Source organism: Arthrobacter sp. zg-Y1110 (genome assembly GCF_025244865.1).
Taxonomy (GTDB): Bacteria; Actinomycetota; Actinomycetes; order Actinomycetales; family Micrococcaceae; genus Arthrobacter_B.
In genome coordinates this window covers 2,134,176-2,146,035 of the sequence record NZ_CP104272.1, presented here as the reverse complement: position 1 = coordinate 2,146,035, position 11,860 = coordinate 2,134,176, and the positions used below count along the sequence as shown (strand labels likewise).

The window sequence follows — 11,860 nt, the reverse complement described above, 5'->3', positions numbered from 1 at the left end:
CATGACCGAGAAGCTGAAGCTGATCGACGGCGTCCAGGCGATCAACTGGAACCGGATCCAGGATGAGAAGGACGTTGAGGTCTGGAACCGTCTGGTCAACAACTTCTGGCTGCCGGAGAAGGTGCCGCTGTCCAACGACGTCCAGTCCTGGGCCACGCTGACTCCGGATGAGCAGCAGCTCACCATGCGTGTGTTCACCGGGCTGACCCTGCTGGACACCATGCAGGCCACCGTCGGTGCCGTCTCGCTGATCCCCGATGCGCTCACCCCGCACGAGGAAGCGGTCTACACGAACATTGCGTTCATGGAGTCCGTGCACGCCAAGAGCTACTCCTCGATCTTCTCCACCCTGGCTTCCACCAAGGAGATTGACGAGGCCTTCCGCTGGTCCACGGAGAACCCGAACCTGCAGAAGAAGGCGCAGATCATCACGGATTACTACCGCGGCGATGATCCCCTGAAGCGCAAGGTGGCTTCCACCCTGCTGGAGTCCTTCCTCTTCTACTCGGGCTTCTACCTGCCGATGTACTGGTCCTCGCGGGCCAAGCTCACAAACACGGCCGACCTGATCCGCCTGATCATCCGTGACGAGGCAGTACACGGCTACTACATCGGCTACAAGTACCAGCGCGGCCTGGAGACGGTTCCCGTGGAGCGCCGCGAGGAACTGAAGGACTACACGTACGAGCTGCTCTTCGAGCTGTACGAAAACGAAGTCCAGTACACGCATGACCTGTACGACGGCGTCGGCCTGGCCGAGGACGTCAAGAAGTTCCTGCACTACAACGCCAACAAGGCGCTGATGAACCTGGGCTACGAGGCCATGTTCCCGTCCACCCTGACGGACGTGAACCCGGCGATCCTCTCGGCCCTGTCCCCGAATGCCGACGAGAACCACGACTTCTTCTCCGGCTCCGGATCTTCCTACGTGATCGGCAAGGCCGTGAACACGGAAGACGACGACTGGGACTTCTAGTGGGCGTCTGATCCACCTGAACAACTACGGCCCTCCGTCCGAGCAACGCTCGGATGGAGGGCCGTATTGCTGCCACCGGGACCGCCGGAAAACCGTTTAGTTCCCCCTCTCGCCGCGCAGCATCTCATCGGGCTTGAAGGTGGCAAAAGTGCCGCCCCGCTCCAGACCGGACTCTTCCGCTATGGTGTCTGCCAGCCGGTTAAGTGCCGCTGGATGCGCCACATTCGCCCACCTTCCGGTCTCGAGCCGGCGCTGGAGACTAGTGACGGCGGCGGCAACTTCCGAGTCGGCGTAATTGCAGTGCCCCGGCCGGTCGACGAAGGCCTGTCGGAGCAACCGATTGTCGCCATTGGCCCTGACACGGGACGCATATGTTCCCGCCTGCGTAACGGTGGGTGCCGTATCCCCGGTCTCATGGAGGGACAGCACCGGTCCGGAAAGCTCTCCCCTAGGGGTGGCGTTGGCCTGCATGTAGGCCAATGCGCCGGGATCGGCGGTAATCCGGTCACTGGCCGCCAGGGTCTTGAGGTCTTCTTTCAGGGAGATGCCGGCCTGGGAATAGAGGTCGCGGACCAGCTTGGAGTTCCCCGAATGAATCAGTGACCCGGCATAGTCGACCCCGGTGTTCCAGGAGAAGTTTCCGCCCGCCCGTCCTTCAAGCGGCTGCCGGGGAGAGATGACGCCGAACATAAAGGCTGAGTACATCTGCTGCTGTTGAGCGGCATAGTCCTTTGGTGACGGCCGCGGATCCTCCGGCTGGGTCCACCCCGGAATCTGTGCGACGGCGGCCGCCAAAGCGATTCTGGCCCGGCCAGCCGGTGTAGCCTGCGCTTCGTCCAGCACTTGGCGGAAGGCTGCCTGCCGCGTTTGCTCATCAGTGACGTTCACGAGTTCCAGGCGTGGGTCGTCGGGGGCGAGGAGCATCTTCAGGATGAAGGCGCCGTCGAGGCTGCCGTTGAGCATAGGCACCGCACCGGCAACGGATCCGCACAGCGGCAGTGCTGCATCAACCTCTGCGGGATAGGCCTCCATACTGGCCACGGACGTGAGTCCGCCCATGGATGCGCCCCAGGCGATGACGGATCCGGGTTCCCCCATATTCTCCTCTATCACGGCAGCGACTGCGGGTTGGTTGGCGATCAACTCCTCTACTGCCCATCCACCCGTCGCCGCGGTGGTTCCCGCGAGGGCATACCCCTGGTCCAGAAGCCAGCGCCGAAGCTCGTCAGACGGAGCGGCTGCGGGTTCAGCACCGGCACCGCCACCGTAGCCGGGATTCCAGATCAGCGCGGTGCCGTTCCAGTGGGTTGGTGCATACAGGACGTAGCGGCCACCCTGGGGCAAGTCGCCGCGGAATTCGGCGGTCCCGGCGGCGGCCGCCGGGGATGTCGCTGGGTTCGGCGAGGCGGTGGCCGTCGACGCCGGGATAAGGCAGAGGGCGCACGCGACGCCGGCGGCTATGACAGCGCCGGGGCGTCGGGCGGAATGGGAGGTTGGGGTGCGGTATGGCATGTTCGTCCTTCCAGTAGCACGTCTGTTCAGCGCGCGGCAATGGAGATGCATAACGGGAGGACGGCGGCACCGCAGGGCATAGACCGGGAATCAGTCCTCCGAGAGAAGGGAAGCCGATGCAGCGAACGTATGGTGCGTGATCCGCTCAGCCAACTGCTCGTCGTGTACACGAAGTATCCGGCGAACACCTGCCTCGGCCGCTGGACCAAGGCTGTCATAGAGGGCGGCGCAGGCAGCAACGGCCCGGTGCAGGGGAAAACCGGCCCCCAGCAGTTCATGAGGCAGGTGGGGATCCTGCCTGCGGAGGGTGCGCCAATCCGCCATCAGGGAGGTCCGCAACCGGAGGGCCTCGTCCCCTGACCGTTCCGATGAACCCGGCGGCAACCCCAGCACTGCTTCCGGTCCCTGCTCCAGCTTCTGGGCGAAAGGCTCCCACCGATCGATGAAAGCGGCGTAGTCCGCGGCCAGCTCCGGGAGGCCGAAGGCAGCGTGTATCGCGTCCAGCCCCGTGCCCTCGGGCAGCTTCGCTTCGGTAAAAACAGTCAGGTGGCCCTGGTTCAGCTGTGCTCCCAGGTTCGCCTGGAGCTCGACGACGGATTCGAGCTGGTTGCCGGGCCTGATCCATAGTGCGTCGTAGAGATTTCCAAAGTGAAGCTGGCGCAACTGGTCGCGCAGCAGCCGCCGCGTACCCCTGGCGTCCTCCGGAAGCGAGTATCCCACCAGCGTCCATGTGCCGTCCCACGGCTGGGCGACGTGGCCCATGAAGAGGGCACGGACGTGGTAATTGATGCGTTCGCGGCTCATGGGTGACACCCCATATGCCGTCTGGCGTCCTGCCTTCGTTCCGGTCAGGAACCCTCTCTGGGCCAGGCGTTGAATCGCCGCTCGTCCGCCTGTTGCTGTAATCCCGAAGACCTGGAGCAACTCGACAAGCGCAGCCGAGGGGATGGGCTCTTTCCGTGCGTGCCAGTAATCTCCCAACAGGACCGTCAGTAGCTGCTGCGAACGGGCGCCGTTCTGGAAGCGTGGAAGAACCGGCACGGATGTGGACGTGGGCATGGGACGATTCTGTCATTCGCCCGGCCCGCTGGAAGCGTCGGCGTTGCCCGTGTCCGGTGTGACCCGCAGTCGAAGCGGGACGGCTCGGGGTCCGTACTCCAGCCAGTTCATCATCACGACATCACCCGCCAGTTCAAAGGCCTCCGTGTGTTCGAGAAGCACCTCCAATGCGATGAGCAGTTCCAGCCGTCCCATGGTTGCCGCGGGACACTTGTGCGCACCGCGCCCAAAGGCCAAATGCGAGTTGTTCGGTCTCCGCAGCACAAAATCGTCCGGACTCGCAAAGACCCCTTCATCCCTGTTCCCGGACGGGAAAATGAGGGCAATGGGCTCGCCTTCGCGGACCGGCCGCCCGTGGACTTCCGTGTCTCGGCTGGCTGTTCTCGCGAAGACCCGGTAGGGGGCGTGGAGCCGGAGGAACTCTTCTATGGCAGGAGCAAGGTCTTCCGGGTGCTCCCGCAGATGCTGCTGAAGGACCTGGTCCTGTGCAAGATGCACCAGACAGCTGCCGAGAACGGCCTGTGGTGCGCCCATGCCGGCTACGATCATCTGCCGGATCGTGGCTATTGCTGTCCGCTCGCTGATATGGTTCTCCGGATTCAGGGCAGCCTGGTGAAGACTGGAGACGAGGTCCCGCTCTGGGTCGGCGCCGGCTTCCACCCGCTCCCGGTACACCTGCTCCGCTATCGTGTAGAGCTCAGTACTGCATTGCCCGATGACGTCGTCATCCATGTCCTGGATGGCGAAGGAGTATCGGACTCCGATGTCCCGGATACGCCGGGCGAGGGAGGCCGGCACGGCCAGGAAAGCGGCGAAGCAGTCCATGACATAGGGGGCTGCAAAATCCCGGACGCCGTCGGCGTCGTCGCTGAGGAAGAGCGACTGCACCAGCTCCCGTGCACTCGCTCGAAAGGCTTCTTCGTGCTCCCGGACCACTGAACGGCGCAGGACGGGGTCAATTGCTTCACGGTAAGCGGTGTGTTCCGGCGGATCGAAATGCAGGGGAGGCCTGCGGGAGGATCTGGGGACATGAGGAACCACGTTCTGCACGGAGGTGATGAAAAGTTCATCGTCCTGCGTAATGCGGACAATATCCTCGTAGGTTGTTGCCGACCAGAAGCCGCCGAAGTCATCGCTCCACGGGAAGGGATTGCTTCGGCGCAGCTCTGCGTAATCCTGGTGGGCACTGCCGAACGTCTCGTCCATGGCGGGAGACCACTCCGCGGCGCGTCCCCCGGATGCGGGGGCGCCGGCCGAGGCCGGCGAAGCGTTGCCATAAGGGCATGGGGACATTAGATAACCTTTCTGCGGGCCCAGCGGGCCACCGATTCAAGAGCGATGACCACAACAATGAGGCCGATAAGGATGCCGGCTGTCTGCTGGTAGTGCAGGGTCGCCACGGATTCGTCCAGCAGGAAACCCACGCCACCGGCACCAACGATTCCCAGCACGGCTGACTCGCGCAGGGCCAGGTCCGAAGTAAAGAGGCTGTTTCCAATGAAACTGGGAACAAACTGCGGCCAGACCCCGCTGACGAACACCTGAACCCGGTTCGCTCCCGTCGCCTCAAGGGCCCTTAGCGGTGCAGGGTCAACGTTATGCAGGGAATCCGTGAAGAACTTGGACGCCAAAGCCGTGCAGGAGATCGTCAGAGCCAGGAAACCGGCGAACGGTCCAAGTCCCAAAGCGGCAACGAAAATCAGGGCGTAGATAATGTCGGGGATGCCCCGGACGAAAACCACCAGGCCGCGCAATGCAAATGCCAGCGGGGCGAAGCGCACCAAATGCCGGGTGGACAGTACGGCGATAACGAGGCCGATCAGCACTCCGAAAAACGTGGCAGTGAACGCCATGATGACGCTTTCGAAGATCCCAAGCAGGATGTCCTGGGTGAATACGGGAGGGACAAAACCGGCGAGTAGGGCAGTGGCGTTGCCCCAGGCCTGTCCCAACCGGGCAGGATTCACGGAAAGCTGACCCAGCGAGAAGAGGAAAAGGCAGGCGGCCGCCGCGCCGGCGCCGGTGCGCAGCAGCCTTGACCGGTTCCATCCCGGCGTGGCCGCTGTTTTGCCGGCTGCAAAGAGCCGGGACTCGGTGTGTTCATCTGCGTGCTCGGCCACCGCACGCTGAACGAGGTAGGCAATCAGTTCAAGGATCAGGAGGAGGACGACGATGGCCAGGATGATGCCCGCTGCCCTGCGGTAATTCAGGGACCCGATGGCAGTCTGCAGCGCAACACCGATACCGCCGGCCCCGACCAGCCCGAGTACGGCAGAGGCACGGACATTGATGTCCAGGCGGTAAATCACTAGCGATGCAGCGGCCGGCAGGGCTCGTGTCAGCGTGGTGGAAACAAAGTTCTGCATGCGGTTCGCGCCGACGGCGGCAATTGCTTCATGCGGAGCCGGAGTTTGTTCTTCAAAGACGTCGGACATCATCTTTCCGATCATGCCGACGGAATGGAACGCGATGGCCAGTGCGCCGGCGAGCGGTCCCAGACCGAAAATACGGACGAAGAGGATGGCAAAGATCAGTGACGGGACGGCTCTGGTGACGATAATGATGCCTTGGGCAAACCACCGGACTGCCCGAGGGCCAGTGAAGTGCCGTGATGCCGCCGCTGCCAGGAAAACCGACGCGATTGCCGCCAGCCCCGTTCCAGCCAGGGCGATCCAAAGTGTTTCAAGCAGCAGGGTCAGGAGAGCCGGTACGGGACCCGTGGTGGGAGGAACCATCCTTTGAAGCAGCCGGCCGATGTCCCCGAGTCCAGCGGCCACCGCGGCAGGGCGGATGTCGATCCACCAGATGCCGAAGACCGTCACAGCGAGGTAAGCCAGCGGAATGCCGAGCGTCGCTGCGGATACGCGCGGTCGCCCGCCGGGGGTTGGCTTCGGTGTGCCGTTGCTCCCGGGGTCGAACTGCCGTTCCGCCCCCGCCACTGCCCGGCCGGCTTCGTCGATACTGTCCGTGGAGGCACTCATGCAGTGCGGCCTTTCGCCTTCTCGTAAATGGCGCGGACAGCAGCCTCCGAGGTAGCCGGGGTGGGGGTGTCGAGGATGAGGGAGCCGTCACGGACCGCCACCACCCGGTCTGATACCTGCAGGGCGAGGTCAACCTGATGCAGGGAACAAATAACCGTAAATCCGTCCTCTGCACTGACCTTCTTCAGGGTGTTCAGGACCGAGAGGCTGGCACTGGGGTCCAGCGACGCCACCGGCTCGTCGGCGAGGACAATGCGGGCATCCTGCATCAGTGTCCGCGCTATGGCTACCCGCTGCTGCTGCCCGCCCGAAAGCGTGTCACAGCGTTGGAACCTCTGATCGGCCAAGCCAACCCGTTCCAGGTTCGCTACTGCTTTCTCCCGCAGCGGCCGGGGATAGGTTGAAATCCCGTAGCGGGGCATCTTGAGCGATCCCAAAGCCCCCATCAGCACGTTTTCCATTGCGCTGAGGCGGCCCACCAAGCCGAATTGCTGAAAAACAAAGCCGACGCGCGTCCGCAGCTTCCGCAGGTTCTTTCGGCCGCACGTGGCCGGGTTTACGCCTAAGACGGTCACACTGCCCCCGGTGGGGCTATGGCTGCCGTTGATCAGCCGGAGAAGCGTGGACTTGCCGGCGCCGGAGGGTCCGACGAGGGCGACAAACTGCCCCGGATGCACATCCAGGTTTACCTCTCGGAGGACGGTCTTGGCCCCGAAGCTCATGCTTAGATCCGTGAGGAGCAGACTGGGGGCGGTGTTGGTGTCGTTCGGGGACTGGGGGGCCACGGTGTGATGTCCTGACTCAGGCGGGGGCAGGGGAGCAGGCATTGCTTCTTCCTTACCGGCTATTCGTTCCGGCAGACTTCTGCCTGGGTGGTTTCGCAGATTTCACGGATGGTCGCGAAGTCCTCATCGGTGGCAGGTTCAAAGGCGAAGGCCCCGGTACCGCCCCATTCACAGGCCATCTTGCCGGCATACTCCTCGCCCCACGACGGCTGCGCCTCGCGTTGGTCGTCGGGGCAAAGACCCGCTTCAGCGGCGGTTACGGCATTGTATTTGAGCACCGCATTGCTGATTTTGGTGCGCAGATCTTCCGGCAGCCAGTTGCCGATAACCATGGGAGTTCCTGGAATATCCGGGGAGGTCCACAGGGTCTCGACGTCTCCGTCCTTAATTACTCCTCGAGCCGGAAGAATGTCCGTGATGAAAGTGCCGGCAACAAAAGCGACATCGCAGTCACCGGCAAGCATCTGCGTCACTGCAACGTCATGGGAACCTGCGAAAATCGGATTAATGTCGCTCTTGGGATCCAAGCCGATGCTTATCAATCCTGCTGCTGCAGCCAGATAGCCGGTGCTGGACGCAGGATCGGTGAAACAGACGTCCTTCCCCTGGACATCCTCAAGCGTTTTGATGTCCGAACCGGCAGCGACGACGCCCAGGGATTGGACTGCACCGGATCCGGCTGCCGGAGTCCGCTGGTCCATGGCAACCGGCGTGACGTCCGCGACATTCTGGGCAAGGTAGTAGGAGAATGCTCCATAGGTGGCCACGTCTACGCGCTCCGCAGCCTGCGCTTCGATGACCCCGGCATTGCTGCTCACGGCCTCGATGCTGGTGGGGAGCCCGGTTTCCTTTTCGATTGCCGCAACGATTGGTTTGAAGCTGTCCTCGAGCTCTTTGCTGTCATCGGTGGGTACAACCGCGAAAACGAGCGACTGCGGTGCATCGCTGGAAGCACCGTCTGAGTTGTTGTTGCCGGCGGGTCTGGCGTTGGGGCTGGCTCCGCAGGCACTGAGCAGGAGACTGGCGACGGCTAGGGCGGCAAAGGCCTTGGTGTTTTGGTTCATAGTCAGCTCTGACTCCTCTGATTGCGTCTGGAAGTTTCGCCCGTTGCTGGCCGGCATTGCCCATCAAGGGGGGAACTAAGCGACACTTTCCTGATCGAACGATTACAAATGTGTCGCCTATTGCCGGACGACTCAGCTAAGGTTGTGGCGTGCGTCACAGTTGACCAACTATTATTGAATTTGTCAATGGTTCAAGCATGGATCCTGCGTTGCCTCCTGGCCCGCCCCGGCGACCGGTGCCGCCGCCTACCCGACACCCGCTGCAGGCGCGTAGCCTGACCGCATGGAATCTGGCTCTGGCGTCGCCGTCGTCCGCACCCGCGGGTTGCATAAGAACTTCGGACGCGTTGAAGCGCTGAAAGGCATCGATCTGGAGGTTCCCACGGGAAGCATCTTCGGGGTCATCGGTCCCAACGGCGCCGGCAAGACCACATTGATGCGCCTGCTGCTGGACCTGCTGCGTCCCAGCTCCGGGGAGGTAACCGTCCTCGGTGTTGATCCCCGCAGCGGAGGGTCGGCCCTGCGTCGTCGCATCGGCTTCCTGCCGGGAGATCCGGCCCTGGCGGACAGGGTCAGCGGACGTGAACTCCTTCGCTTTTTCTCGCACATCAGTGGACACGTGGATCCGGGGACCGTTCCGGCGCTGGCGGAGCGGCTCGATCTGGACCTCGGCCGCCCGGTGCGTGCCCTGTCCAAGGGAAACCGGCAGAAACTGGGACTCATTCAGGCGTTTATGCATCAACCGCCACTGCTCATCCTTGACGAACCAACCAGCGGATTGGACCCGTTGGTCCAGCAGGAGTTCCTGGCGCTGGTGAGGGAAGCGAGCAGCAACGGCCAGACGGTGCTGCTCAGCTCGCACGTTCTCAGCGAGATTGAGGAGGCAGCTGACACTGTGGCCATCCTCCGGAAGGGGACAGTGGTGTCCGCTGCCAGCACCGCGGATATCCGGGCTTCAGCCGGTCGCCGCGTGCGGATTGGAATCACCGCAGCAGAGGCACCTGCCTTGGTTGAACGCCTTCGGCAGGTGCCCGGATTCGAGCTGCTGCAGGTACCCGCTGACCCGGACCCCCGGGACCCAACCTCAATCCATGGCCGGTTCAAGGGTGACATGCCGGACCTGATCACGGCCCTGGCGGGACATCACCTCCTCGACCTGGTGGTTCAGGAGCCCGACCTCGAGGAAGCCGTACTGCGGTTTTATGGGCCGGAGAACGCCGCCGGACCGGACGACGGCGGTGCCGCCGAATGAGCCGCCTCCCCTTGTTCACCCGTTCACTCGCCGCGTCATGGCGTCCGCTTCTGGGATGGGCGGCGGGTATCCTGGCTGTCCTGAGTCTGTACCTGCCCCTCTATCCATCCCTGGCCGGTCAGGCTTTCCAGGATCTCCTGCAGAGCCTGCCGCCCGAACTCATATCCGCACTGGGCTATGACGAGCTGACCACCGGCGCCGGTTATACCCAGTCGACGTTCTTCGGCCTCATCGGGTTCGCCCTCTTCACCATCGCCGCCATTTCCTGGGGAACCCGGGCGATTGCCGGCGACGAGGAGAGCGGGACGCTGGAACTCGTGCTGGCCCACGCGGTCGGCCGGGTCCAGCTCGTGCTGGAGCGCAGCGCCGCCATTGCTGCCCGTCTGCTGCTGCTCGGCCTTTTCGCGGGCCTGGCCGTGCTGGTTTTCAACCGCCCCGCACAACTCGGTCTCATTCCTTCCCATGTCTGGGCCGGGTGTGCGGCGCTCATCGGACTGGCGCTGCTGACTGCGTCCGTCGCCCTTGCTGCGGGAGCCTTTACCGGCCGCCGCGTCTGGGCGCTCACCGCGGCCGTTGCGGTCGCCGTCGGCGGGTACGCTCTCAATGCGGTGGCCAACCAGAATCCGGACCTGGACTACCTTCACTCCTGGACGCCCTATCACTGGGCCTTCGGCGGCAGCCCGCTCGGCAACGGGGCCGATTGGGCCGGGCTCGGTGCACTGTATGGAACAAGTGCGCTGCTGGTGCTGCTCGCTGCCTTCGCGCTTACCCGGAGGGACATCGGCACGTGATTGGCAGGCCTGTGCAATGATGTCCCCACCAAAACGACGGGGTGGACGCCAATGCGCAAAGTAAAGGAACTCGCAGCCGCAGCAGCGACGGTGCTGCTGCTTTCTGCCTGCACGGACGCCGGGTCGTCGAGCGCGGACGAGCAGGCCGCTCCGGCCGGCCGCACCGTCGAGGGAACTCTTTCCTCTTTCGGGTCGGTCAACGAAGTGTACGACGCCGTCGTCGGCGTCCTGGACTGCGACCCCGGCACCACAGCGGAGCCTGTCACGATGCAGATAGACGGATATCTTCCCGAGTATCGGATGTGCACCGACACCGTCGAAATAGTCCGCTACGAGAACGAGGCGGACCGGACCAAGGCGTCCGAACTGCTGAACGCCGCCGAAAACCCGCTCCCGTACTTCGCCGAAGGCAGCAACTGGCACGTGCTGGTCCTGCCGGGCCGTGAGGGGCAGATGCCGGGGCCGGACCAAACCGCCGCTCTCGCCGAGGAGTTGGGCGGCCGTTTCGTCAGCCCAGCGACCGGGTAGCCCGCACCCATTGTTCATTATTCGTAACAGTACGTTTATTGCACCAATAAACTTCCATTGACGAAAAAGCGGTGTAGGCTGGCAGCATGTTCACCGCATACGCCACAGTCCCGCAGGGATACACCGTCCACTCGGCAGCGACGCCGATGTCCTTCCCTGCCGGGGAGGCCCACCTCAAGGTCGCAGGCAGCCCGGAGGAAACCCCGCTGTACTTCTATCTGACCGGCGCCGACGCCAACGAGTACATAACCGCAGCCATGTGGATCGACTACGCCCACCAGGGCGGCCACAAGGTCCAGGCCCTCATTCCGTACCTGCCCGGAGCCCGCCAGGACCGCGGCAACCCCTTCGGTGCCAAGGTCTACGCCAACCTCATCAACGCCATGAACGCCGACGAAGTGGTCTGCTTCGACCCGCACTCGCCCGTCATGCCGGCCCTGGTCCGCAACCTGCGCGTCGTGGATTCCTCCGCCGTCATCGCCCAGGTCCTGCGGAACAAGGCGGGGGAGTATGCCGGCGTCATCTGCCCGGACGCCGGGGCGAAGGAACGCACCGCCCGAGCCGCCGCAGCCCTCGGACTTCCGCTCTACTCCGCCGAGAAGCACCGGGACTTTGCCACCGGCAAGCTGTCCGGGTTCACCTGCGAGGAACTGCCCGACGACGGACGCTTCCTGGTGGTCGACGACATCTGCGACGGCGGCGGAACCTTCATGGGCCTGGCAGCCGCCACGGGGCTCGGGCCGGACCGCCTGGACCTATGGGTCAGCCACGGAGTGTTCTCCGGCAAGGCAGCCCAGCTGCGGCAGGCCTACGGCTCCATCTACACCACGGATTCACACCCCGGCGCCGCCAACCCGGCAGTCGCCGCTTCCATCACGCCCCTGATCTCCCACCTCATCTAAGGAACCGGCC

The 11,860-nt window shown here is 63.7% G+C and carries 11 protein-coding genes; 5 read left to right on the top strand and 6 right to left on the bottom strand.

What is annotated here, in order from left to right; translation table 11 throughout:
- Position 1 precedes the first annotated feature (1 nt).
- Positions 2-976: a class 1b ribonucleoside-diphosphate reductase subunit beta gene (gene nrdF, locus N2K99_RS09975; RefSeq protein WP_227921120.1), complete on the top strand. Its 975-nt coding sequence runs from the start codon at positions 2-4 to the stop codon at positions 974-976.
- Positions 977-1,072: 96 nt separating this feature from the next.
- Here the strand turns inward: nrdF and N2K99_RS09970 are convergent, their stop codons facing one another.
- The 6 genes from N2K99_RS09970 to N2K99_RS09945 form a co-directional block, all read right to left on the bottom strand.
- Complete coding sequence (locus N2K99_RS09970; protein ID WP_227921123.1) at positions 1,073-2,488, bottom strand: hypothetical protein; 1,416 nt, start codon at positions 2,486-2,488, stop codon at positions 1,073-1,075.
- Positions 2,489-2,578: 90 nt separating this feature from the next.
- Positions 2,579-3,547, bottom strand: a complete 969-nt coding sequence (locus tag N2K99_RS09965; protein ID WP_227921126.1) for a PaaX family transcriptional regulator C-terminal domain-containing protein — start codon at positions 3,545-3,547, stop codon at positions 2,579-2,581.
- 12 nt (positions 3,548-3,559) lie between these two features.
- Positions 3,560-4,753, bottom strand: a complete 1,194-nt coding sequence (locus tag N2K99_RS09960) for a cytochrome P450 (RefSeq protein WP_227933672.1) — start codon at positions 4,751-4,753, stop codon at positions 3,560-3,562.
- Positions 4,754-4,839: 86 nt separating this feature from the next.
- Positions 4,840-6,528, bottom strand: a complete 1,689-nt coding sequence (phnE, locus tag N2K99_RS09955; protein WP_227921128.1) for a phosphonate ABC transporter, permease protein PhnE — start codon at positions 6,526-6,528, stop codon at positions 4,840-4,842.
- Entirely contained in the window at positions 6,525-7,313 is a 789-nt protein-coding gene (gene phnC, locus N2K99_RS09950; protein WP_227921129.1) for a phosphonate ABC transporter ATP-binding protein, read from the bottom strand. The genes phnE and phnC overlap by 4 nt, the downstream gene beginning before the upstream one ends.
- Positions 7,314-7,372: 59 nt before the next feature.
- On the bottom strand, positions 7,373-8,377 hold the full coding sequence (locus tag N2K99_RS09945) for a phosphate/phosphite/phosphonate ABC transporter substrate-binding protein (RefSeq protein ID WP_227921130.1): 1,005 nt from the start codon (positions 8,375-8,377) through the stop codon (positions 7,373-7,375).
- Positions 8,378-8,660: 283 nt separating this feature from the next.
- Between N2K99_RS09945 and N2K99_RS09940 the strand changes: the two genes are divergently transcribed.
- From N2K99_RS09940 to N2K99_RS09925, 4 genes are all read left to right on the top strand, one after another.
- Complete coding sequence (locus N2K99_RS09940; RefSeq protein WP_227921132.1) at positions 8,661-9,629, top strand: ABC transporter ATP-binding protein; 969 nt, start codon at positions 8,661-8,663, stop codon at positions 9,627-9,629.
- The gene (locus tag N2K99_RS09935; protein ID WP_227921134.1) at positions 9,626-10,420 is read left to right on the top strand and encodes an ABC transporter permease subunit; all 795 of its coding nucleotides are present in this window, start codon (positions 9,626-9,628) and stop codon (positions 10,418-10,420) included. The genes N2K99_RS09940 and N2K99_RS09935 overlap by 4 nt, the downstream gene beginning before the upstream one ends.
- Before the next feature lie 51 nt (positions 10,421-10,471).
- Positions 10,472-10,948: a hypothetical protein gene (locus N2K99_RS09930; RefSeq protein ID WP_227921136.1), complete on the top strand. Its 477-nt coding sequence runs from the start codon at positions 10,472-10,474 to the stop codon at positions 10,946-10,948.
- A gap of 86 nt (positions 10,949-11,034) precedes the next feature.
- Complete coding sequence (locus N2K99_RS09925; protein ID WP_227921138.1) at positions 11,035-11,850, top strand: ribose-phosphate pyrophosphokinase; 816 nt, start codon at positions 11,035-11,037, stop codon at positions 11,848-11,850.
- Positions 11,851-11,860 lie beyond the last annotated feature (10 nt).